We start from the raw sequence: 25817 nt of genomic DNA, 5'->3' as shown, positions 1-25817 counted from the left end.
ATGCTACTGATTCACAAAGTGTGGTTGCTAGAACTTTCTATTCAATTGATGGTTCTGATTACATCGAAGGTACTTCATTTACAATACAAACCGAAGGAATTCATACAGTTTCCTTCTACTCAGTAGATGCAGCAGGAAACATTGAATCAGCTAAAACTGCTTATGTGAAAATTGATAAAACTATTCCAACATTATCGATGTTATTAAGTGGAGAATATAAGCTTGGTACATTACTTCAGCTAAATTATAATGTATCAGATAATCTTTCCGGTATAGCTAGTGAAAAAATGTTGGTTTTCGCACCAAATCAAACTACTGGAGTAATCATGAATAATGGTTCGACTCTTAACCTCGATAAGCCTGGAGTTTATAAGGTTGTTATAACTGCAACCGATGCGGCTGGCAATAGCTATACAATAGAAAGACAATTTGTAGTTTACATTCCAGCAAACATTGAAGTAACATCTAAAGTCATTAAAGGAAATAATGGAGTATTTACTGTTCGTGTTGATCTTCCAACAGGATATTCCACTTGCGGATTAGATCTTAATACTGCAAAAGCTAACGGTGTAAGCGCACTTAATAGCAATAACGGATACTACAATCAAGCAAAAATCGGTCAATTTAAATTTGAACGTTCTGATTTTTCTTGGTCTTCTTCGGAAGTTGTTATTGAATTCCGTTGTTATATTAATGGCTATTTGGTTATAGGTCAAACCACTGTTAAAGTTCAAAAATAACTTTTCTTAAAACTTTTAATCCCTCTGTAAATAGCAGAGGGATTTTAACTTTACACAAGCTAACTATAAATTATGTTGAATTATTATTTTTCAATCGAATTAATATCACTTTTCTCATAGAATGAAAAGGCCCCAGGAAATCCCTGAGGCCTTTTTACTATATAAACTTATAAAAACTTTCAAGTTAGCTAAATTTCATAATTTCAACTACTTTAACAGCTTTTTAAGAGTAAGCAGTAAAAAACCACTTAACTTAAATATTTCATCTATTAAATCAAATCAAAGAAGCTCAACTGATCTTTTTCAGGAAGACCGTTTAAACATCCAAACTTTCTAAGTGAATCTATAGCTGAATTACCTATTTTAGCACGTTTCTTTAAATCTTCTATAGAATTTATCGGTGTATCTTCTTTTATTGCCTCTTGTATTGCATTGTATATTCCTTCTGCCGCTACATTTCCCATACCGGATATACTATTTATAGGAGGTCTTATCCCCTCTTCTTCTACAATAAAATTTGTAGAGTGAGACTTATATAAATCAATTGGAAGGAACTTAAGGCCTCTCTCATACATTTCCAAAACCAATTCTAAATCATCATACATATCTTTATCTTTAGGAGCTGCTTGAATGCCTTGCATTTCAATTTCCTTCATCTTAGCCTTAACTCTTTCTTTTCCAAATATCATAAACTCTGCATCAAAAGCCTTTGCTCTGATAGTAAAGAAAGCCGCATAATAAGCTTTAGGTATATGAACTTTAAACCAGGCTATTCTGAAAGCCATCATTACATAAGCCGCTGCATGGGCCTTAGGGAACATGTATTTTATCTTTCTACAAGAATCTATATACCACTCAGGAACTTGACATTCCCTCATGAGAGCCTCATATTCTGGCCATTTAGAATCCTTTAATGCCTTACCCTTACGCACTGTTTCCATTATCTTAAAGGCAGTGTTTGGAGGAAGACCTTTTTTAATAAGATAAATCATGATATCATCTCTCGTACATACTGCTTCACTTAAAGTTACTACTCCTTGATCAATTAAGTCTTTAGCATTTCCAAGCCATACGTCAGTACCATGTGATAATCCTGATATACATATCAGATCTGTAAAAGCTTTTGGCATAGTATCTAAAAGCATTCCTCTTACGAACTTAGTACCAAACTCAGGAATACCAAAGGTCCCCACCTTAGAATTTATCTGCTGTGGTGTTACTCCTAGTGCTTCAGTAGATGAGAATATAGACATAGTTTTCTTCTCATCCATCGGTATTGTTTTTGGATCTACTCCAGTTATATCTTGAAGCATTCTTATAACTGTCGGATCATCATGCCCAAGTATATCTAGCTTTAATAGATTCTGATCAATTGAGTGATAATCAAAATGTGTTGTTATAATATCCGAGTTCGGATCATCAGCAGGATGTTGAACTGGACAGAATTCAAAAATTTCTCTTCCCTTAGGTACAACGATAATTCCTCCTGGATGCTGTCCTGAAGTTCTTTTTATTCCTGTACAACCTTTGGAGATTCTCATAATTTCAGCCTTACTTACTGTCATATTCTTTTCATCAAAATACTTCTTTACATATCCAAAGGCTGTTTTTTCAGCAATAGTACCAATAGTTCCAGCTTTAAAAGTTGTTCCTTTTCCAAAGATAACTTCAGTATATTTATGAGCTTTTGCTTGATATTCACCTGAAAAGTTTAAGTCTATATCTGGTTCTTTATCTCCGTTAAAGCCAAGGAAGGTTTCAAAGGGAATATCTATTCCATCCTTGGCAAGTTGCTCCCCACAAACAGGACAAACTTCATCCGGCAAATCGAAACCATTCTTAAATCCATGATCCTCAAAATCAGAATACTTACATTTTGGACACCTATAATGAGGAGGTAATGCATTTACTTCTGTTATACCAGTCATGTATGCAACAACAGAAGAACCAACAGAACCTCTGGAACCAACCAAGTATCCATCTTCGTTAGATTTCCAAACTAGCTTTTGAGCTATTATATACATAACTGAGAATCCATTTTTAATAATAGAATCTAGCTCTTTCTCTAGCCTTTGCTCAACTAATTCAGGAAGGGGATCTCCATATAGTTCATTAGCCTTTTCGTAAGTAATGTCCTTTATAGTCTGCTCACAACCATCTATATGTGGAGTTGCCTTATCTGGAGATATTGGACTTATAGGGTCACACATATCAGCAATTTTATTAGTATTTGTAACTACTACTTCATACGCCTTTACTTTTCCTAAATAGTCGAATTCCTTAAGCATCTCTTCGGTTGTTCTCAGATATAGCGGTGCTTGATTATCTGCATCCTTAAAGCCCTGTCCTGCTTCAAGTATACGTCTGTATATCTCATCCTCAGGATCCATGAAATGCACATCTCCTGTAGCTACTACAAGCTTATTAAGCTTTTCACCAAGGGCAACAATTTTTTTATTTATTTCCTTTAGATAATTTCTATCAGGTACCTGCCCGTTTCTCACTAAATAGTCATTGTTTCCTATAGGCTGAATTTCTAAATAGTCATATTCTTCTGCAATAGCTTCGATTTCCTCATCAGATCTTCCAAGAAGTATTGCTTGATATAACTCACCATCACTGCAGGCACTGCCTATAATTAAGCCTTCTGAATATTTTTTGTACATGCTTTTTAATATACGCGGCTTTTTATAAAAATAATCTAAACTAGAGTAGGATACAAGCCTATATAAGTTCTTTAGACCCACATAATCTTTTGCAAATATTATTGCATGATGTGTTCTCAGCTTTTTATACTCTTCTTTTTTAGATTCTTCATCAGAACCATATAAGTCTATATCTTCGATAGTTGTTGCGCCTCTTTCCCTTAGCACTTCAAGCATTACCTCAAAAACCTTTACTGTAGTATCTACATCATCCAATGCTCTGTGAGCAACTTCTACTTTTATGCCAAGGTTTTTAGCAATCCTCCCCAGCTTATAACTCTTATACTCAGGGAAAAGTGCTTGAGCAAGAGATAAGGTATCTAAATATGTAAAATCAAAGTCATAGCCTAATACCTTTGCATTATGCTTTAGAAAACCAACATCAAATCCAGCATTATGAGCTACCAAAACACTTCCCTCGATAAACTCCAATAACTTAGGAAAAACCTTCTCTATGGTTTCTGCGTCTTTTACCATATCATCAGTTATATTGGTAACCTCAATAACCCTTTCAGGAATTGGTTTCTCAGGATTTACAAAGCAGCTGAATTGGTCTATTACCTTACCACCTTGATATTTCATTACTCCTATTTCAGTAATTTTTTCAGTTACTGGGGAAAAACCTGTAGTTTCTAGATCTAACACACAATAGATGGTATCAATATTTTGTCCTTTTGGATTTGTTACAGACGGCTTTTTATCTGGAGCTAGATAAGCCTCCACCCCATATAGAACCTTCATATCAGGATTATTTCTTCCTAGGAGCTTATGAGCTTCTGGAAAAGCCTGCACTACTCCATGATCTGTTATGGCAATTGACTTCATGCCCCAGCTCATAGCTCTCTTTATTAAATCAGTGGCACTGTTCATAGCATCCATTTGGCTCATCTGTGTATGCATATGAAGTTCTACTCTCTTAACTTCCGCATTATCCATCCTCTTAGCTCTCTTAATACCTTGAGTTTCAATTATAATATTGGCAATCATCTCAACTTCACCAGAGAACTTACTAAAGCTTGCACTTCCAACCAGTCTGACACCCTTTGCTTTTTTTAGCCTTGATAGTACAACCTCATATTCTCCTGGTTTTAAGAAAGACTTACAGGTCATAGAACTAGAACCATCGTATAAATCAAAAGACACCAGTGTCTTTCCACTTCTTAATTCCTTCGCTTCTATATTAGATATTTCACCTTCTAAAGCTATTCTTCCTTCATCCGGCGTAATATCAGTTATTTTTATCACAGGGTCCTTAATCTTAGAGCTTCTTCCTAGGATTACAAACGGATCCCCTTTCTTCCCATCCGATTCCTCTTTTACTTCTTCTTTTTTAGCCGGAGCTTCTTTAGGCGCATTATTGCTTTGTTCAGTTTTAATTTGTTTTATAGCAGCTAACATTTCTTTTTCACGTGCTTCCTCATGAAGAATTAAATCTTCATTATTTACCTTATCAACAAATTTTATATTATATGTAGTACCGTAAAGAGACTTTATAGCCTCACGAAGCTGCTTATCATAACTCATAGCTTTTAAAAAACCTGATGCTGCAATTTTAAAATCAAAATGTATGGTATTCTCATTCACATTATATTCACTGTTATTTATAATTGTCTTCAGCATAGGATGCTTATCTGCCATAAGGAGAATGATATTCCTAATTTCCTGTTCTATTGGCTTTTTATCCGTTCCATCAGCATAATTAACAGAAATTATAGAATCATTTAAAGAGAATCTTTTCTTTATAAATTTATTAAGTCTTTCAAATTCATTTACTTCAATATATTTATCTGAGCTGATTTTCATCTCCAGCCGTTTACTTTTCTTACTTAAGACTACTGATTCTACAATAGCAGTATTTATGTTACCACTTGTTTCATAGTCACTAAAAATTTCATTTATTCTTTTCATGGTATACTTTAACCCCTCTTCAAAACTTTTAGTACCTTATTATTATATAAAAAGACTTATTCTCTGTCATGTAGAAATAATATCTATATTCAAATTCCTTATTTAAAATCTTCTATACTTACACTTTATATCTTTAATTATAAACAATATATAACAAATGCAATCTTTATAAAAATTAATCATCTCTAATTGAAATTTATCTTTTATTACATACCTATAATCATCTTACTTCAATTGTTAGTTATTTATTAATGGGCATACTAACCTTGGGTTAAATAGTCCATGGAATAAATTAAGAAAATTTATACAAAACTATTGACAAATAATTGTTTAGTTTTATAATTAATATCAAGTAATAATTATTATTACTTAGAACCAATTACAATATGTATATAAAATCCAATTTTAATTATAAAACCAAATTTAGGAGGTATTTTTATTATGTCACTAATAGGAACAGAAGTAAAACCATTCAAAGCATCAGCTTATCAAAACGGTAAGTTTATAGACGTTACTGAAGCAGATTTTAAAGGAAAGTGGAGTGTAGTTTGTTTCTACCCTGCAGATTTTACATTTGTATGTCCAACTGAATTAGAGGACTTACAAGATAACTATGAAACTTTAAAGTCACTAGGAGTTGAAGTATATTCAGTTTCAACCGATACTCATTTTACTCACAAAGCATGGCACGACACTTCAGATACTATCAAGAAAATTACTTATACTATGATAGGAGATCCTTCACATACTGTATCACGTAATTTTGATGTATTAATCGAAGCAGATGGTTTAGCTGATCGTGGTACTTTTATAATAGATCCAGATGGTGTTATTCAAGCTCTTGAGATAAACGCTGGTGGTATAGGTCGTGATGCAAGCATTCTTGTTAATAAAATTAAAGCCGCTCAATACGTTAGAAATAATCCTGGTGAAGTTTGTCCTGCAAAATGGAAAGAAGGTTCTGAAACACTTAAACCAAGTCTTGATCTTGTAGGAAAGATTTAAGGAGAAGCTAATTATGCTTGATTCCGATATTAAAGGTCAATTAGCCCAATATCTTCAATTAATGGAGGGCGATGTCCTTATTAAAATCAGTGCAGGATCTGATAATATATCAAATGACATGATTTCACTAGTAGATGAACTAGCCTCTATGTCACAAAAAATCAAAGTAGAGAGAGTAGGATTACCAAAAACACCTAGCTTTAGTGTCAATCGTATGGGCGAAGACACAGGAGTAATTTTTGCCGGTATTCCTTTAGGCCATGAGTTTACTTCATTGGTGTTAGCTTTATTACAAGTTAGCGGAAGACCTCCAAAGGTTGACCAAAAAACAATTGATCAAATTAAAAACCTTAAAGGACAATACAATTTTGAATCTTACATCAGTTTAACATGCCACAATTGTCCAGAGGTAGTTCAGTCATTAAATCTAATGAGTATTCTTAACCCTAACATTACCCATACAATGATTGATGGTGGAGCTTTCAAAGAGGAAGTGGAAAGCAAAAATATAATGGCTGTCCCATCAGTGTTCTTAAATGGTGAATTCTTTGGCAGCGGACGTATGACTGTGGAAGAAATTCTTGCAAAGCTTGGTACTACTCAAGATCCATCAGAATTCAGTAACAAAGAGCCTTACGATATTCTTGTTGTTGGAGGTGGCCCAGCAGGAGCAAGTGCAGCCATTTACGCAGCACGTAAAGGAATTCGTACAGGAATCGTTGCTGAACGTTTCGGAGGTCAAGTAATGGATACTGTAGGAATTGAAAACTTTATAAGTATAAAATATACCGAAGGTCCTAAGCTTGCAGCAAGCCTTGAAGAACATGTAAAGGAATATGATGTTGATATCATGAATTTACAGCGAGTAAAAGGATTAACAAAAAAGGATTTAATAGAAGTAGAACTTGAAAATGGTGCTATTTTAAAGAGTAAAGCTGTAATAATTTCAACAGGTGCTCGTTGGCGTAATGTTAATGTTCCTGGAGAAAATGAGTTCAAAACAAAAGGCGTAGCATATTGCCCTCATTGTGACGCTCCTTTATTCAAAGGAAAACATGTAGCAGTAGTTGGAGGAGGCAATTCTGGTATCGAAGCAGCCATTGATCTTGCAGGAGTTGTAAATCATGTAACTGTTTTAGAATTCCTACCAGAACTAAAAGCTGATGCTGTACTTCAAGAACGTCTTTATAGCTTGAAAAATGTAACTGTTATAAAGAATGCTCAAACAAAAGAAATCACTGGTACTGATAAGGTAAATGGCATTACTTACATTGAACGCGATACTCAAAAAGTTAAGCATATTGAGTTACAAGGAGTATTTGTTCAAATTGGTCTTGTACCAAATACAGATTGGTTAGGTGATACAATTGAACGTAACCGCATAGGTGAGATAATTGTTGATAATCATGGTGCTACAAACGTACCTGGAATATTTGCTGCTGGAGATTGCACAAACAGCCCTTATAAACAGATAATTATTTCTATGGGCTCAGGCGCAAATGCAGCTCTAGGAGCATTCGATTACCTAATAAGAAATTAATATTAATCAAAAAATCGCTGAAGTAACTTTCTTCAGCGATTTTTTATCTTTATCTATACCTTTTTTATAGTTCTAAACATAACATCCCAGAAGCTAGTTCCAATTCCAAAATTATATCCATACATATAATGATGTATTCTATGATGCTCCTTTAATTTCTTAAACAACTTAAGTTTAAATACAAATAACTTCTTGTTCTTTTTGTGAAAATAATAATGCACAAATTCCTCCCATAGGTTGTAAACAATACACACTATAAGAAACAAAACTCCAAAAACCCTACTTTTCATAAATATTGCAATAGCTACTGGAAGATACAGTACTATATTTCTTAAAATTTCACCTAAGCTTGATAGAACTGTTTCCTTATCTATCACTTCAAGTTCATAGGAATCTATTCCATGAAATACTTTATGATGAACTTTCACATGTTCTTGCTCATAAGAATTGTGAAGTAGAAACCTATGAAGACAATATTCAACTAAAGAAGAATATAACAAGCCTAATATTATAGTCATTACTAATATAATTAAACTAGATAATTCTTTTATCTCGTACAAAATCTAGCCTCCTTTTTGTGGATTAGAATACTCTAAGACTACGCAAATGATAATAATTCTCACACCATTTATTATAAACTATTTTTAAAAATTTGTTAATAGTAACTACTTACCAAACATTGTATTTATATTTATACTATAAGTTATAGCTATAATATTTGTGAATAAGCATAAAAAGTATATATTGAATATATATTTTTTATGCTTTATTTAAGGTATCCACCTTATACTGCATATAGTTAACATCTAAAAGGAGGTTTAATATGATAGTGTTTTTTAAAAAGGGATTATATTTAATACTTGCTTTCTTTCTAGGAATATTTATAATATCTTCATTTTTTATTAGAGCAAAATATAGTTTTTCTGTATATGGAGATAACCCTATTTTAGAAAGACAGACCATTAGTATTTTTATTATCGTTATAGCAGGGCTAATTCTATTGAATATAGCATTATATAAACTGTGCTTAAAACTCAACAGGTATAGTAAAAAAGTAGTAATTCCAATTATCTTATTACTATCCTTTCTTGTGCAACTAGGTATTATATTTGAATTTACAGTTTTACCTACAGCTGATTCTCAAACAGTACTTTCATTAGCCTTAAACATGCTATATAACAATGATTATTCTTCATTCCAGGCTGGTGGGTATCTTTATATGTTTCCATTTAACTACTCCATAGTATTGTATTTAAAAACTTTATTAGCTATATTTCCAGATAATTATCTTGTTATAAAGATATTTAATATATTCTTTACTCTTGTTACGACTTTAATGATTTACTTAATATACAAGCAAATTAATTATAAATCAAAAGAAAATGACTACGGTGTTTTAGTATTTGGTGCTTTTTATATTCCAACATTACTGATGAGTAACTTCATATATAATGACATTATAGGAACATCCTTATTAACTAGTACTATATATTTTATAATTAGATTTGTAAGAGAAAAAACTATCAAACACATCATTATTTCCTCCATACTTTTATCGATGGGTAATTACTTAAGAGGAATAGGAGTTGTTTATCTCATAGCTGCGATTATCTATATTTTGCTGAGCTCAAAGAAATTAGGCTTAAAAAAAGTTGCAACAGCCCTATTAATAATAATTTCATTATTCAACATACCAAGTTGGACTCAAAATATAGCTCTTCAATTAACAAATATCGTTAGTGAATCTGTTACTATCAATTCTGCACCGGTCTATATGTGGCTAAACATGGGAATTAATATGGACAGGTTTGGTTTTTGGGACAATATGCAAAGTTATAATATATATCAACGACAAGCAAATTATAATAAAGAACAAAGTATTGAGTTATATAAACAGTCAATTGAAAATAAATTATCCAATGCGACCTTCAGTGATTTAGTAACCATGTATTATAAGAAAATTGTATGGACTTGGACGGAAGGAACCTATCAAATTGATAGATATGGCATTGGTGATGGAGGAACCACAAGCCAAAATCAAAGAATGAGTATGATGAGTGGTTATAGCTATACTACCTTTGCAACAGACTTGTTTAAAGGTAATTCACCATACAGATGCTCCTTGCTTTTAATACTGTATGTAATGAACTTTTTGATGTATTGCTTTATCCTTATTAGATTAATAAGTTCAATACAAAGCAAAAGATATGAGGAAGTATTCTTAGTCTTAGTGATATTAGGATTTATCGGATTTTATATACTATGGGAGATAAAATCCAGATATATATATCCAGTTTACCCATTGTTAATAGTTTTATCTTATATGGGCTTTAAAGATACTTACGACTTCTTTTTAGAAAACAACATAGTAAAACGTATTTTATCAATTAAAAGGAGACCATGAAATATGAGGAAGAAACTATATAATAGTCTATTTAAGATTGTCCTTTTACTTATTTGCTCCTTACCGCTTATATCTTGTGAAGCGATTAATGCTCAAAAAATAACAAATACCAGTACTAATCCAGGGCTGAACGGTGGAAATGGTTTTAATAATGATCCATCCTCTAAATTTAATGGACCTCATAACTAAAACTAAAGCCTCTAGCAATTTTTGCTAGAGGCTTTAGTTTTATACTATAAATTATATTAATAAGACATTAAAAATAATGTAATTAAAATAATTTTATAATCATATATATCTTTATCTACCGCTATATGAATACTATAGGGTTTTATGTTTAACTATCAATTCATGCATACCTTTAGGTTATAAGCGTATGCTTTTCCAATGGTCATGAATTAAGTTTATATGACAGAATCCTATGATTACAAACAATTCTTAATAAGTCTTCTATGCTTTTATAAACAGGCTATTTCAACTCTCTAACTAAAGTGATTTAATATTTTATACCATTTAAAAATATTAAATATTATCTCTTACCCTAAAAGTAATAAAACTAGGAGGATATTATGTATGTCCAAAAAATTTTACAAATCTGAACCTTTGCGGGATATTAGGGTACTCCTGAGAAGGTCTAGTAAACTTTATACTGATCAAATTGCTTATGAAGAAATCAAACCTCATAAACAAATCACCAAATATTCTTTCAATCAACTAGAAAGTGATGTAAATAGCCTAGGCACTAAGCTTATGCATATGCATATGCACGGTTATCATTTTGCTATTTTATCAGAAAACTCATATGCTTGGGTGGTCAGCTATCTTTCTATAATAAACGGCTTAGGTATTGTTATTCCTCTAGATAAGGAATTAACTGATGAAGATATTATTAAGCTTCTTATAAAAAGTGATACTGATGTAATCATATGCTCAAACACCTTCGCTTCATCAATGCAATATATCCTCACCCAATGCCCAAATATAAAAGACTGTATTATCATTAATCCCAAACAGGATTATCCAGAGTTTCTTTCACTAAATAAACTCATTGAAGAAGGTAAAGAATTAGTTGAAAACGGCAACAGAGAATATTTAGATACTCCCATTGACACAGAATCAATGTGTGAAGTAGTTTTCACTTCTGGAACCACTGGAGCAAACAAAGGTGTCATGCTAAGTCATAAGAACATTATGGCTGTTGTATATGGCTCGCTTTCTCTTATTGAAGCAAAAGGTGTTAGCTTTTCAGTACTTCCAATTAATCATACTTATGAATGTAGCTGTCATATCCTAGGTGGACTTTATAGCGGAATAACTATATGCTTTAATGATAGTTTAAAAAGGGTAATGGATAATATGAAACTCTTTAAACCAAATATGAGTTTGATGGTTCCCATATTTTTAGAATCCATGCATAAGAATATTTGGAAAGAGGCTAAAAGAACTGGTTTAGAAGCACATTTAAAATATGGTATAAAATTTAGTAATGTCATTAGAAAACTCGGTATTGATTTAAGAAGAAAACTATTTAAGCCTGTTTTAGATAACTTCGGAGGAAATTTATGTCAAATAGTATGTGGAGGAGCACCTTTACGCTTAGACATCATTGAATCCTTTGACTCTATGGGTATAGAAATTCTTAATGGATATGGTATAACTGAATGCGGTCCTCTTGTTGCCACCAACTCTTACATGTGGAAAAAAACAGGATCCGTAGGTCGTGTTATGCCTGGTTGCAAAGTTAGAATTAGTACACCTAATGAAAATGGCTATGGAGAAATTCAAGTAAAAGGCGATAACGTAATGCTTGGATATTACAATGATCCAGAAAGCACAAAACTTTCCTTCACTGAAGATGGTTGGTTCAAAACAGGAGACCTAGGTTATCTTGATAATTCAAACTTTTTATATATATGTGGAAGAGAGAAAAATCTAATTATCTTACCTAACGGTAAAAATGTTCATCCTGAAGAGATAGAAGATATAATTAGCAAAAATCTATCTTATGTTAAAGAAGTAGTAGTTTATTCATCTACTATATCTGAAAGCAATGAAGAATGTATCACAGCTTGTGTATATGTTGATGAAGATTTTATAAAATTAGCTAATATTGATATAAAAGATAAATTAAATCAAGACATCAGGCTTCTAAATAGAAACCTTCCCGTATATAAAAGAATAACAAATATTTTAGTTAGTGAGTCCGAATTTGAAAAAACAACTACAAGAAAAATAAAAAGAGCTTTAGTTTTAGAGAGGAGTGCTGAAAATGCTTAACTTGATCATAAGAACTATTCAAGAATTTGCAGATGTAGATGAAAGTCTCATTACAGAAGATACTAATTTCATTAGTGATCTTCATCTTACCTCCTATGACATTGTGGGTATAATCGGAAAAATAGAAAGTGACTTAGGTATAGAAATTCCAGATAGAGAAATTAGAAACCTAGACACTGTAGGAGAATTAATTAAATACTTAAATAACAAATTGCTATGATATATACATGTACTTTAAAAATTCAAACCTATGAAATTCACTCTAATATATCTCATCTTTTAGGACAAAAATTACTTACCTATGCCTTACAAGAGGAAAAATCAATCAAATATAGAGATGAACCTTTAACCTTAAATCCATGGGGCAAACCTAGCCTTAAAAATCATCCTAATATTCATTTTAATATCAGTCATAGTTTTAACTGCATAGCATGCGTAATTTCTGATACTTATGCAGTTGGAATTGATGTGGAAAAAATTCGCATATTCAACCCTTATGCTGCCAAAAAAGTATGTACTACTGAAGAAATTAAAAAAATATATTCTTCATCAAATCCAGACAGAGTGTTTTTTAAATTTTGGACTTTAAAAGAAAGCTACATTAAAGCTATAGGTAAAGGCCTTTCTCATCCTATGAAAGATATCAACTTTGAAATCTATCCTGATGGACAAATATTGTCCAATTTATCAGAGTGCAGATTTCATTTAATAGAAGATACTAATGAGTTTATAACAGCAGTTTGTTATTTAAACATATAGGAAAGGAAGTGAAATATGGATAATTTTATTGAATTTAAGAATGTAAAAAAAGTATACAAAATGGGTGAAATAGAAATTGAGGCTCTATCAGGAGTAGATTTTTCAATCAATAAAGGTGAATTTGTGATTATTGCAGGTGCAAGTGGTGCAGGAAAAAGTACCATTCTTAATATTTTAGGGGGAATGGATAACCTTTCTTCTGGGGAAATATTTGTTGATGGTGCTAATATAAGTCGTTATTCCACAAAGGAATTAATAACTTATAGGAGACATGATGTAGGATTTGTATTTCAATTCTACAACTTAGTTCCTAACCTTACTGCTAAAGAGAATGTAGAATTAGCTTCTCAAATAAGTAAAAATCCTTTGGATATTGATAAAGTTATTTCGGATGTTGGTCTTGATGACCGTAAAATTAATTTTCCTGCTCAGCTTTCCGGTGGTGAACAACAAAGAGTTGCAATAGCAAGAGCCTTAGCTAAAAATCCCAAACTACTGCTTTGTGATGAACCAACAGGAGCTCTAGATTACAAAACTGGTAAGGCTATTCTCAAACTACTTCAAGATACATGTAGAAATACCGGAATGACAGTAGTAATTATTACTCATAATCTTGCACTTACCGCTGTTGGTGATAAGGTCATTAAAGTAAAAAGTGGAAAGGTTGAATCAATCACACAAAATCAATTACCTATGGATGTAGAAAAGGTGGAATGGTAATATGAAGACTGCATTATGGAAAGATTTCTTTCGTGAAGTCCGAAGATCACTAAGTAGATTTATTTCTATTTTTGCTATAGTATTTATCGGAGTTGCCTTTTTTGCAGGAATAAAAGCCACATCTCCTGATATGAAGAACTCAATGGATCTATACTACGACAAATATAATTTCATGGATATTCGCATAATGTCAACCCTTGGACTTACAAATGATGATATAAATGCAATCAGCACTACCTCTAAGGTTGAAGCTGTTCAGCCTGGTTATTTTACAGATGTGGTTAGTACCATTAATTCAACTGAATTTGTTTTTACAGTGCATAGCCTACCTTCTGATAAAATCTACAATTCAGACAACAAATACATTAATGCCATTAAACTAACAGAAGGAAGATACCCTGAAAAATCTGGTGAATGTATAATTGAAGACTCTTCATCTATATTAGATTCTGGTCTTTCTATTGGCGATACAATTAAGGTAAGCTCCGGAAAAACCAAATCAATTACTGATGGAACTTTAATTACAGATGAATTTAAAATAGTTGGTAAAGCAATAACTCCTTATTATCTTTCTTTTGAAAAAGGTTCTTCAGAAATTGGAAGTGGAAAAGTCAACTTTTTCATGATGGTTTTAGATAAAGACTTTACTTTACCAGTTTATACAGAAGCACTAGTCATAGTTCAAAATGCTAAACAATTAAATTCCTTTAGTCCTGAGTACAAAAACCTTATATCAAAAGTAGTCACACCACTTGAAAATTTAGGTGCAGACAGAAGTATAATCAGACTTGATGAAGTAAAAAAAATGGCGATGGATGAACTGGAAAGAAATAAGAGGGAATTCGATGCACAAAAACAACTTTTTATAGATAAAATTAAAAAAGCAGAAGAGGATTTAAATGAAGCTCAGATGAAGTTGGTTGCAGGAAAAGCAAAACTTGAAACAGAAAGAAAAAACTTTCTTAATAACTATACTCAGGCTTCGAAACAAATTTCTGACGGTGAAATACAGTTAGCACAAGGTAGGCTTAAATATGAGCAAGGCCTTGCTGAATATAATAAAGCTCTGTCAGAACATGGTAAGGATATAGACAATTTGAACAAGGCAACACAAGAAGTAAATGATCTTCGTAGCCAAGCTAATACTCAAATCCAACAACTCAATAAAAGCTTGAATGACCCTACTGTTTCTGAAGGAGATAAACAATCTTTAACACAACTTATTCAATTTTATAAAGCTTTTCTTTCAATTATGGATTTAGGAATAAACCCACTTAATGAACTTAATGATTATACTCAAGGACAAGTAACGCGCTCTAAATCAGAACTTGACAGTGCAAAAAAAGAATTAGATCAAAAATCAGCTGAACTTGCAGCTGCCAAGAAAAGTCTTGAAGCTGGAAAAAAACAAGCCAATGCTCAATTCGCTTCATCTGAGCGACAGTTAAACCAAGGAACAACAGCTTACGAAAACGGAAAAGCTGAACTTGAAAAAGAAAAAGCTGATGGTCAAAAGAAACTCGATGAAGGTCAAGAAAAGATAATTCGTGCTGAGGATGAAATAGATAAGATATCAAAACCTCAATGGTATGTGCTAGATAGAAACTTTAACTATAGCTATGTAGACTATGAGAAAACAGCCGATAGAATAGATGCTATAGCAAAGATATTTCCTGTTTTTTTCTTTTTAGTAGCCAGTTTAGTATGCCTTACTACAATGACAAGAATGGTTGATGAGCAAAGAGGAACTATTGGTGCCTATAAAGCTCTTGGATATGGCAATAAATCAATAGCACTAAAATATGTACTATATGCAGCAATTGCAAGCTTTCTAGGAGGTGTACTAGGACTTTCCTTAGGAATGAATATTTTCCCATCAGTTATTTATAACGCTTGGTCGATGATGTATACACTTCCTCCTCTTAGAACCGTTACTCAAATTCCATTGATGGTTATTAGTGTTCTTATAGGTGTTTTAGTGACAACCCTTTCAGTACTAGGAGCCTGCTACAAAGAATTAAGAGAAACTCCAGCACTACTTATGCTCCCTAAATCACCAAAGCCAGGAAAAACAATTTTTCTCGAAAGAATTTCTCCTATTTGGAAGAGATTATCCTTCTCTCAAAAGGTTACCGCACGTAATCTATTTAGATATAAAAAGCGCTTTTTCATGACTATAATTGGTATTGCAGGTTGTTCTGCTCTACTACTTGCTGGATTTGGTTTAAGTAATTCTATAAGTCAGATTGTAAACAAACAATACAAAGAGATATTTACTTATGACTTGAACATGAACTATAAGCCAGGCTCCACCGAAGATGATCAGTCTCGTGTAATGGACACCCTTAAAATTAATAGTAATGTAAAGTCCTATCTTCCAGGTACTGAATTAAATGCTAAGGTTAAAAATGGTAAGGATGATATTTCTCTTACCCTCACTGTTCCAAGTGATAATTACAAATTTAGAAACTATATTACTTTAAGAGAAAGAACTACTCAAAAGCCAATAATCATTCCTGAAAAAGGAGTTATTATTAATGAAAAGCTAGCAAAAGAGCTAAATGTTCATATAGGAGATGCTATAGAACTAGACAATGGCGATGGCGCTACAAAAAAAGTAGAGATTTCAGCAATTACTGAAAACTATGTATTCCATTATGCATATATGTCAGCAGAATACTATAAGGAAATTTACCGTCTAGCTCCAAAAACAAATAATCTTATGATTAAACTAAATAAAACTAGTGCTGATGCAGAAAGTACTTTAGGAAGCTTACTGATTAAAGACGGCAGCGTCGCATCTGTTGAATTTTATTCTTCCGCAGCTGATAAATTTAATGATACTGTAAAAATACTAAATAACATTGTTATTGTCATAATTATGTCTGCAGGGTTGTTAGCATTTGTAGTTCTTTACAATCTTACTAACATTAACATTGGTGAAAGAATCAGAGAAATAGCTACCATTAAGGTATTGGGATTTTACAATAATGAGGTTTCATCTTATGTATACAGAGAGAATATGATACTTTCCATTATAGGTTCTGGTATAGGCCTTATCATAGGCATAATTCTTCACAGATTCATAATGGTTTCCATTGAACAAGATGGAATAATGTTTGGAAATCACATTAATGGAATCAGTTTTCTATATTCATTCTTGATTACATTAGGTTTTGTTATTCTAGTAAATATCTTTATGTATAGAAGATTAACAAATATCCCAATGGTTGAGTCTCTGAAGTCAATAGAGTAAGTTATCATCACATCTTAGACTTGGAGGAAAGTATGGAAAAAAAATATTATGATTTAAGTGCAGCTCAAAAAATATTACTTCTCAGCCAAAAGTATACTCTTCATAAACAAGTGAATAATGTCTGCACATCAATATTGATGGATACAGAGCTTGATTTTGAGATATTAAGGAAGGCTATACAAAAAGCATATGAAAGAAATGATTCCTTAAGAGTTAGGCTTATAAAATTAGATAAGGAAGTTAAACAATATTTCCTGGAAAATGAAGAACCATATATAGATTATCTAGACTTTAGAGGCAAGTCTCTAGAACAAATGGAAGATAAATTATATAAAATTGCTAGCAAACCAATAACTGGTTTTGGAAAACAACTTAGTAAAGTATACATGTTTCATTCCTTTGATGGAAGGTGTGGAATTTACTTTGCAGTAAGTCATATGATTTTAGATTCTTGGGCAATAACTACATTTTTTAAAGACGTTTTAGCACTATATGATACACTGATTAATCATACTGATTTACCTAAGCCGTTGTATTCTTATGAAGAACTCCTCATAAAAGATTTGGATTATAAAAATACAGAAACCTATAAAAAGGATCTTGAGTTTTGGAAAGAAACTCTCAACATTTCAGAACCAATATTTACTGATGTAAATGGATCCTCAGTGCTTGAAAAATATCGTACAAAACATAAAAATCCTAATTTACGTTATGCACAAATATTTAGCTTGTTTACAAAAGCTAAAAATGTAATGTTGTCAGTACCTAAAGAATTAGTAGCTTCTATGGAAGAATTTTGTACCTCAAATAAACTTCCAATGCAATCGTTAGTGCTACTAGCGTATTCAAACTACTTTTCAAAAGTAAATAATAACGAAAATGATATTAGCATACACACAGTAGTTGCAAGAAGAGGTACATTAAGAGAAAAAAACTCTGGTGGGACTAGAGTTCATTTTATGCCATTAAGGATTATTCTTAATGGCACTCACACCTTTAATGGCGCATGTGAACTCATAAGTGAAAAACAAAATGAAATCTATAGGCATTCATCAATTAGCCCACTTGAAATTATGGATCTATGGCATGAGTTGTTCAATATTCCTCAAATCGGCACATACTTTTCAACATCACTAACCTTTCAACCTGTAAAATTAGTGTCTCCTAATGGAGTTAAAATCGAAACAAAGTGGTACGGTAATGGTGCGGCTGCAAACCCTTTGTACTTGACAGTTATGGATGGAGATGGCACTGGATCACTTAAGTTTTACTATGAATATCAAACTCATAAAATATCTTTTGATACAATACAGAAGCTTCATGCTCATATGCTTAAGGTCTTTGAAGCTGGAACAAGTAATCCCTATATAACCATAGATGCATTACTAAATATCGATTAAATTAATAAAGGCCAGTAGCTATTTTTGTTTTATCAAATCTAGCTATAGGCCTTTTAAACTTATTTATCATTCTGTATTAGTATTAACCATAATCTTCTTTTGCTGACCAATAATTCTTCTTATACTTTTATCTGAAAGATAAAACTTCTGGGATAAATCTAAAATTGAGGCACCTCTTATATATCTTAAATAAATTTCTTCATTTCTTCTTTTTAAAGAACTTCTTGAACCACTATTTTCTCCCCACTTCTTTTGCTCTTCTTCTCTTCTAGGTATATATAAATATTCACCATTCACATATTCTTGAATAATTTTCACTATATTATCTGGCAAAACATTGTATGCATTACTATATTTCATATCTTTACTCCTCCAAAAATTTATTTTTTGTTGAAGCAAAGACCAAAAAAACTGTTACAAAGCTATGTTTGCAACAGTTTACTCTTAATATAAAGGAATAAATGTATGAAATTATCTATTAAATTACCCAATGCTGAATAATTGAATGCTAATTAAAGCTCTTTAATGAAAATCAAAAAGAACTTAAATAAGACCACAAAATTCAACATCAGCTATTTTAACAAATTAATCTCCAAGCAAAGCATAGCCGATCTAATTTTTATGGCCTTCGCAAGGAGTTTTCCTTAATCCCAATTCATGTTTGTAAATCATACTATTTACACCTTTCATAAATAATCATATCTAATTATCTTAATAAATTACATCTATATTATACTGTCTTTTTATAAAGTTCTCAATCAGAATTTTATACCTTTATATAAAAAGACAATCTATGTCTTGCTTATACTTTACGAACCCCTTACCTTCATTACCAGATACTGTACGCTGATAATAGTTAAAGGTATATTTCTATGCTCATAATCATTACAGAATTATTAATTAGATTGAGCACTTATTTTAAGTCATGTTATTATTTTATTAAAGAAATATAATAAAGGTTATACTCTTTGATTTAACATAAGCTTTATAGGTGTACTATATTTAGTTCATATATTTAGTTCATACGTTTAATTCAAGATGATTATTGAAACTTTAATTTGTAGCAATAATGATGATTTTTAGTATTACTCTTATATAGAGTTGAACAAAAATACTATTATATTTACTTAACTAATGATAAAAAATAATATATTTTAGAAAAGAGGTAATGAATTTTATGAAAGTTTTTATAAAGAAACATCAATATAATTATATAAAGAGATGCTTAAATGACTTAAGTAATACTTACAAGACTTGCTCAGACAGCAATGTCATTGATGCTTTTAAATCATATACACAGGATAAAATCCTTAATCTTTTTACCAATTTAACTGAAGAAGAAAAAGAACTTCTTAGCCTTAACAAAATAACCGATCCATCTTATATCAATAATTATTTATCTGATTTGAATCAATATGTGTATGGTATGCCTGTAATCACAAATGCACAAATCGGTAAATTGTTTAAAAAAGAAAAGAAACTTAAACTGCCAGACTTAAATCAAGAAAATTCAAAGAATGTATACTTAGGTTGGATTGATAAATCCACTAACAAATTATTTGTAGCCTACAATATGGATGAGAAGCTCATAGGTATGGCATGTAGGATAACAAGCACTGACTCTAAAAAAGCTAATATATGTTCTTTATGCAATTGTATACACGTAGAAAATGAAGTAGCCTTTGTTTCACCTATCTGTAAGACATCTAACGCTTCAGAAGGTGGCTATAAATCAATAGGCTTTACTGTATGTTTGGATAGTGAGAAATGTAACGATCGAATAGAATCCATAGAAAAGCTTGAAGATATCTTAAAGGAAGTTAACAATATAAAGTGATAAGTACATATTTAGTTTTGTATGGGTACCTAAATAATACCTATAATGATTAACACGTGCTTATTAAAAAATGATAAACAATAATTAATGCCATCCCCACTCCCCTCTCAGACATAAATATCAACTTTGTCATTTATTGAAAATATATATCGCAATACATTACAATTTACCTAGGAAAATTAACAAGAAGCAAATTTATGAGTTTTATTGAGTTATAATTTTATATCATTCTAATATAACTGTAATTCAGATTATTATATAAGAAATGACCGACTTATTGTCGGCCATTTTTCATATAAAGTATTTATCTATTGGAGTTCTTAAGTCCTCTTATTAGAAGATTTATAACAGATTCTATATTTTGTTTTCTGTCAGAATCTTCGAATGAGTTTGGATGAATAAAAACACTGGTTGCAAGATATACGGATCTCGCCTCTTTATAAGGAGATTCTGAAAAAAATATACCTTCTGTAATTCCTTGTACTATAATCTCCTCAATACGTTTAATTCCCTCTTCTTTACTCTTTTCTATTACCTCCATTGAGCTCTGGGCTAGTTTTATGTAATTTGCAAACATCTCCGGATCATTAATGGCACTACGATGCTTAGCTTCAACGAAACTTTCGAGTAACTTACTAAGTTTAGCATCTGCAGGACTATCTTCTTTTAATATGTCATTTGACGGAGCATGCAACTGTGCAAGCCAACGATCAGTAACAGCATTGAATAGAGCTGCCTTTCCATTGTAATATCTATAAATAGCAGCGTGGCTTACTTTTAATAATTTTGCCACGTCAGTGATATTCGCTTTATCTGGTCCGAAACGGCGAATTACTTCTTCTGTTGCATTAAGGATTATTTCTTTATCTAACGATATTTTATCCAAATTTATCACCGCTTTCTTATTTTATTTTTAATTATATCATTTTTAGTTTTACGCTTCAACTTACATCAATTGTAACTAAGTTAAGCAGCATATTTTTACTCTTTGTAAGCTGCTAATCTATACTCTATTTTTATCAATTTCATAATCCTTTTTATATAGTAAGCTCGTAAGCTTCAAAACCTTCTGATAATAATATAAGTAATGCTGTTTTTCCAAGCGTGGTACCAGCAGTCCAGTCATATACAACATACGTTTTGCTTTTATTCAATTCATCTAAATGGTTTCCTAATTCTTTTGCAGGCATTGCAATAGCCCCTTTTATCTGGTCTTGTTTTACCTGTGCCTGAGCGTTACGAACATCTAATATGACATATGGCGAATCCTCTTTTCCAATGCTTTCTAACACAGTAAAATGATTTATATATAAGCTAAGGTATGTTTGTAATAATTCGATTTTTTTTGTTTGCATCTTTTATTTCTCCAAACGACTATAATAACTTATTTTAAACTTTCTCTTTATTCTAAAAAAAATAACCCACGACAACACATTTTCTTCATTGTCGTGGGTTTCATGGCGAAGGCGAACCATACCAAACTTAGTAAAAACCTCCTTTACTTGTGGTACGGTTCCCCCTTCATTATCCTATAAGCTCTATATATCTGCTCTAGTAGCATAACTCTAAATAATTGGTGGGGAAAAGTCATCTTAGAAAAACAGAGCTTATAATTGGCTCTTTGTATAACTTCTCTTGATAAACCTAACGATCCTCCTATCACAAAGCACAATTGACTTTCACCATTAACACCTAAGTCACCTATAAGGGTAGAAAATTCTTCTGATGATATCATATTTCCCTTCAGATCTAAAGCCACTACATACATTGTATCTTTTATAGATTTTAGTATTAGCTGACCTTCTTTTTCCTTTATTTGAAGCTCTTCCTTCTCAGATGCATTGTCTGGAGTCTTTTCATCTGGAAGTTCTATGATATCAAGTTTACAATATCTTTTAAGTCTCTTTGAATATTCATCTATAGCATCTTTTAAATATTTTTCTTTTATTTTACCTACTGTTATTAAGGTTATGTTCATAAATGTATATCTCCTAATCTACTTTTATCGCTTAGTTAATAAATCCATACTTAATATTATTTCTTATTCATTATATATTTACTAAGTAAAAGAGTAAACAATCCCTTTGATAGTGAAATGTTAACCTAATCTTATTTAGCTAATCTACTAGTTTGCCTCTTCTGATGCATATGTGATGAAAATCCACCAGCGTATACATTTCTCTTTAACCTGCATAATATTTAAAATCTTATCTATATAACTTTTTAACTTTTTAAATATTTGCTCCTAAAATGCGGTTTTCAATATATCACCACATTTCTTACATACTAAAAAGGATCTTTAACAGACTGTTCAGCTATTAAAGATCTTTTTATTATAAGTTATGCTTAAAAATATCATTGAAAATAAGCGGTTATGCCAGCGTTGCTATATGAGCGAGCTACTAGAAGCCTAAGCTCTCATTTAGTATTAATACGTGCATTCTTGTGTTATCACCTTGTCTTTTTATTACAGTGTATTCATTGCATATTCTATCATTACTGCTGCAATTCATACAGTAGCCAACCTTGGCACAAGGAGTATTCCTATTAAGTCTTTTTGCATTTATAGGTGCTGATATTCTCTTATTTCTTTCAATCGCCTCATCAAGGTTCTTAACTATTTTATTTACTCCACATACAACTATAACCTTGTCTGGGCCAAAAAGCATAGCTGCAATTCTATTTCCTCCACCATCTACATTAAATAGTTCCCCAGCTTCAGTTAAGGCATTAGTACTAGTAAAAAAAGCATCTGCACTAAAAGTTTTTCTATGAACTTCTTTCATCTCTTCTTTTGTAATGCCTTTAACTGCTCTATCTAAGAAGTTATATCTGCCACTTCTAAGATGATCAAGTAATCCAGTCTCAGTAAGCGTAGCAGAACCTCCGCAGCTAACTGTAGCTTCTTCTGAAACTAACTCTTTAATTTTCTCTAATAGCTCGTCTCTATTTTTTATATAATATCCATTAATATTATTTTTATTTAACGCTTCTATTGTTCTCTCTATCTTTTTTTCATTTGACCAACAAACATTTAAATCCATATCCTTACCCCCAAATACATTTAAATTTAGCATCAATAAACAATAATTTAAGCCTTTTATCTTTTAGTGATTATCTCTTATCATTAAATAATTATATCATATTGAAATACAATAATAGGGCTTCTAGAGTCTAATGTAGAAAATATCATTAAAAAAATTCAGCACTAATTAATAAAATCAGTGCTGAATTTTATAGTTATATACTTGTTTCTATTATAGTTTAAACTTGTCTATTTTTTCTTCTAATGTAACTGATATCTCTTTTAATACTTCTGCATTTTGATTGAACTCATCCATTGTAGCTGATATTTCTTCTGTAGATGCAGAAACCTCTTCTGTACTTGCTGCAGTTTCTTCAGATATAGCTGACATACTTTGCATGTTTTCCATTATCTGATCTTTGCTCTTGTCCACTACATCTATAGATGTTTTTACATTGGTTATAGACTCAGATAACAAACCCATAAATTCAGATATAGTTTGAAGATTCTCTTTAGTCTGTTCAACAGCTTCTGATTGACTGCTGATTGCTGCTTTTGTATTTTCCATTGCATTAAGTGCATTTCTTGATTTTGAGTCTACTAAGTCTATTATGGAACCAATTTCCTTAGTTGATTCTGTTACTTGTTCAGCCAGTTTTCTTATTTCATCAGCAACTACTGCAAATCCTCTTCCTGCTTCACCTGCTCTAGCAGCTTCAATCGCTGCGTTTAGGGCAAGCAAATTAGTTTGTTCTGCAATCTCATTTATGATATTAGTAAAGGATTTGATAGTCCCTACAGAGCTTGTCATATCATTTACTGCTTCTTCAATATTTTGTGATGATTTGTTTGTTTCTACAGACTTTTCACTAAGCACATCCATAGTGGTTATTCCGTCATTAGTCATATCTTTGGTTACCATTGCTAAGCTAGTCATGTTCTCTATTTGCTCATAAGTAACCTTAAGTTCACTTATAAGTTTTTGAAGTTCATAAACTCCTTCTTCAATATCCTTAGCTTGCTCTGAACTTCCCGCAGCAACCTGATCTACAGTTTTTGCTACATCACCAATAGCAGTGGTAACATCTTCGCTCATTGTTGCTATTGTTACAGCTGTACTTTCCATTGTTAAGGATGACTCTTTTACACCTGATATTAACGCATTCATCCCAGTTGTCATCTCATTAAAGCTATCAGCTAATTGGCTAAACTCATCCTTAGTGTTTATAACAACCTTATGTGTTAAATCACCATTTGCCGCTTTATTTAATCCTTGTCTTATCTTATTTATATTTCTTGCTATATATGTACTTATTACATATGCAACAGCTATGTTAATTACTAAAGTTATTATCATATCTATTATAGAAGTATTTACTAGAACTTTAGTATCTTTAGCAAGCTCACTTTCATTCATAGATGCAAATATAATCCATCCTGTAACTTTGTTCTTATTATAGCTTATATATTTCTTAGCTCCATTAAACGTATATTCCTCGAATCCATTTTCACTTTTTTCAACCTTACTCCAGAAACTTTGTTTCTTAGCTTCATCAGTTCCAACTAAACTTGCAGTAGGGTGAGAAACTAATACCCCTTGACTGTCAGATATGAAAATGTAACCTTCTTCTCCTACTTTTACATTTGAAAAAGTTTTAGCTAACTTTTCTAAACTCAAATCTATAGCAACTACACCTATAACTTGTCCATCTTTTTCAATTGTTTTGGATAACGAAATAACTAACTTACCTGTAGCCGCATCCTTATAAGGAGAACTAAATGAAACTTTTCCTTTATTGTTTATAGCATCTGTATACCAAGGTCTTGTAGTAGGGTCATATCCACTTGGCATAGTAGTTTGAGGATATATAGTCATCTTTTTATTGGCCAAACCTACATAAGCATTTATTATATCTAGGTTTTTATCCTTAAACCCCTTAAGTATGTTTAACACAGTAGTATCATTATCACTTTTTATATCCTCTAAACCAGACATTGTATCTATAGAGTTAGAAAATATCGAAAAGTAATTATCAATTATCTTGTTAGTTAAATCCACCTCTTGATTAGTGGTCACTTTTAACTTACTATGTAGTGTATTGTTTGACTGATAATTTGCTATTAAAGCGAATGCTAATAGAGGGATCTGACATATTAAAATAAAAAATATTATTAACTTCACTCTTATACTTCTAAGACCTAAACTATTCTTTTGCTTTTCTTTCTTCATACTTTCCTCCT

Annotated in this window: 20 protein-coding genes; 12 read left to right on the top strand and 8 right to left on the bottom strand. The window is 31.6% G+C overall.

Translation table 11 applies throughout. The annotated features are described in order from the left end of the window. On the top strand, nt 1-740 hold a 740-nt coding region (locus tag OCU55_RS13475), incomplete at its 5' end, for an OmpL47-type beta-barrel domain-containing protein (protein WP_427847053.1). Nucleotides 741-1009: 269 nt separating this feature from the next. Here OCU55_RS13475 and polC read toward each other — a convergent pair. After that, nucleotides 1010-5353, bottom strand: a complete 4344-nt coding sequence (gene polC / locus OCU55_RS13470; protein WP_261852832.1) for a DNA polymerase III subunit alpha — start codon at nt 5351-5353, stop codon at nt 1010-1012. Between the two features lie 441 nt (nt 5354-5794). Here polC and ahpC point away from each other — a divergent pair, with 441 nt between their 5' ends. Beyond that, on the top strand, nt 5795-6358 hold the full coding sequence (ahpC, locus tag OCU55_RS13465; RefSeq protein WP_261852831.1) for an alkyl hydroperoxide reductase subunit C: 564 nt from the start codon (nt 5795-5797) through the stop codon (nt 6356-6358). 10 nt (nt 6359-6368) lie between these two features. Beyond that, nucleotides 6369-7898 (top strand): alkyl hydroperoxide reductase subunit F, encoded by a 1530-nt coding sequence (gene ahpF, locus OCU55_RS13460; protein ID WP_280923802.1) that lies wholly within the window; start codon nt 6369-6371, stop codon nt 7896-7898. A 53-nt stretch (nt 7899-7951) separates the two neighbouring features. Here ahpF and OCU55_RS13455 read toward each other — a convergent pair whose 3' ends face one another. Beyond that, nucleotides 7952-8458, bottom strand: a complete 507-nt coding sequence (locus OCU55_RS13455; protein ID WP_261852829.1) for a sterol desaturase family protein — start codon at nt 8456-8458, stop codon at nt 7952-7954. 263 nt (nt 8459-8721) lie between these two features. On the opposite strand from OCU55_RS13455, the gene OCU55_RS13450 reads away from it, so the two are divergent. The 8 genes from OCU55_RS13450 to OCU55_RS13415 all read left to right on the top strand — a co-directional run bounded on the left by OCU55_RS13450 (nt 8722) and on the right by OCU55_RS13415 (nt 18714). Further along, the gene (locus OCU55_RS13450) at nt 8722-10302 is read left to right on the top strand and encodes a glycosyltransferase family 39 protein (RefSeq protein ID WP_261852828.1); all 1581 of its coding nucleotides are present in this window, start codon (nt 8722-8724) and stop codon (nt 10300-10302) included. Nucleotides 10303-10305: 3 nt separating this feature from the next. Next, entirely contained in the window at nt 10306-10491 is a 186-nt protein-coding gene (locus tag OCU55_RS13445) for a hypothetical protein (protein ID WP_261852827.1), read from the top strand. Nucleotides 10492-10875: 384 nt separating this feature from the next. Then, complete coding sequence (locus OCU55_RS13440) at nt 10876-12579, top strand: AMP-binding protein (protein WP_261852826.1); 1704 nt, start codon at nt 10876-10878, stop codon at nt 12577-12579. Continuing rightward, the gene (locus OCU55_RS13435) at nt 12572-12799 is read left to right on the top strand and encodes an acyl carrier protein (protein WP_261852825.1); all 228 of its coding nucleotides are present in this window, start codon (nt 12572-12574) and stop codon (nt 12797-12799) included. The genes OCU55_RS13440 and OCU55_RS13435 overlap by 8 nt, the downstream gene beginning before the upstream one ends. Next, nucleotides 12796-13338 (top strand): 4'-phosphopantetheinyl transferase family protein, encoded by a 543-nt coding sequence (locus OCU55_RS13430; protein WP_261852824.1) that lies wholly within the window; start codon nt 12796-12798, stop codon nt 13336-13338. Before OCU55_RS13435 ends, OCU55_RS13430 begins: the two co-directional genes overlap by 4 nt. Before the next feature lie 15 nt (nt 13339-13353). Beyond that, on the top strand, nt 13354-14058 hold the full coding sequence (locus OCU55_RS13425; protein ID WP_261852823.1) for an ABC transporter ATP-binding protein: 705 nt from the start codon (nt 13354-13356) through the stop codon (nt 14056-14058). Between the two features lies 1 nt (nt 14059). Continuing rightward, nucleotides 14060-17314 (top strand): FtsX-like permease family protein, encoded by a 3255-nt coding sequence (locus OCU55_RS13420; RefSeq protein WP_261852822.1) that lies wholly within the window; start codon nt 14060-14062, stop codon nt 17312-17314. Nucleotides 17315-17346: 32 nt separating this feature from the next. Continuing rightward, nucleotides 17347-18714 (top strand): condensation domain-containing protein, encoded by a 1368-nt coding sequence (locus OCU55_RS13415; protein WP_261852821.1) that lies wholly within the window; start codon nt 17347-17349, stop codon nt 18712-18714. 66 nt (nt 18715-18780) lie between these two features. Here the strand turns inward: OCU55_RS13415 and OCU55_RS13410 are convergent, their stop codons facing one another. Then, nucleotides 18781-19074, bottom strand: coding sequence for a CD3324 family protein (locus OCU55_RS13410; RefSeq protein WP_261852820.1), 294 nt, complete (start codon nt 19072-19074; stop codon nt 18781-18783). An 817-nt stretch (nt 19075-19891) separates the two neighbouring features. Between OCU55_RS13410 and OCU55_RS13405 the strand changes: the two genes are divergently transcribed. Next, a complete protein-coding gene (locus OCU55_RS13405; RefSeq protein WP_261852819.1) occupies nt 19892-20551 on the top strand; it encodes a FusB/FusC family EF-G-binding protein in 660 nt (219 codons plus the stop codon). 304 nt (nt 20552-20855) lie between these two features. On the opposite strand, the gene OCU55_RS13400 is transcribed toward OCU55_RS13405, so the two are convergent. The 5 genes from OCU55_RS13400 to OCU55_RS13380 all read right to left on the bottom strand — a co-directional run bounded on the left by OCU55_RS13400 (nt 20856) and on the right by OCU55_RS13380 (nt 25806). Then, on the bottom strand, nt 20856-21446 hold the full coding sequence (locus OCU55_RS13400) for a TetR/AcrR family transcriptional regulator (RefSeq protein ID WP_261852818.1): 591 nt from the start codon (nt 21444-21446) through the stop codon (nt 20856-20858). A 142-nt stretch (nt 21447-21588) separates the two neighbouring features. Further along, a complete protein-coding gene (locus OCU55_RS13395) occupies nt 21589-21906 on the bottom strand; it encodes a rhodanese-like domain-containing protein (RefSeq protein ID WP_261852817.1) in 318 nt (105 codons plus the stop codon). A gap of 143 nt (nt 21907-22049) precedes the next feature. Beyond that, nucleotides 22050-22529: a 23S rRNA (pseudouridine(1915)-N(3))-methyltransferase RlmH gene (rlmH, locus tag OCU55_RS13390; protein WP_261852816.1), complete on the bottom strand. Its 480-nt coding sequence runs from the start codon at nt 22527-22529 to the stop codon at nt 22050-22052. Nucleotides 22530-22953: 424 nt separating this feature from the next. Beyond that, entirely contained in the window at nt 22954-23595 is a 642-nt protein-coding gene (locus OCU55_RS13385) for a lactate utilization protein (protein WP_261852815.1), read from the bottom strand. Between the two features lie 213 nt (nt 23596-23808). Further along, nucleotides 23809-25806, bottom strand: a complete 1998-nt coding sequence (locus tag OCU55_RS13380; RefSeq protein ID WP_261852814.1) for a methyl-accepting chemotaxis protein — start codon at nt 25804-25806, stop codon at nt 23809-23811. Between the last annotated feature and the right edge of the window lie 11 nt (nt 25807-25817).

This window comes from Clostridium folliculivorans, from assembly GCF_024341905.1.
Classification (GTDB): Bacteria; Bacillota; Clostridia; order Clostridiales; family Clostridiaceae; genus Clostridium_AR; species Clostridium_AR folliculivorans.
The sequence above is the reverse complement of the archived record's forward strand: the minus strand, read 5'-3'. Positions and strand labels throughout refer to the sequence as shown.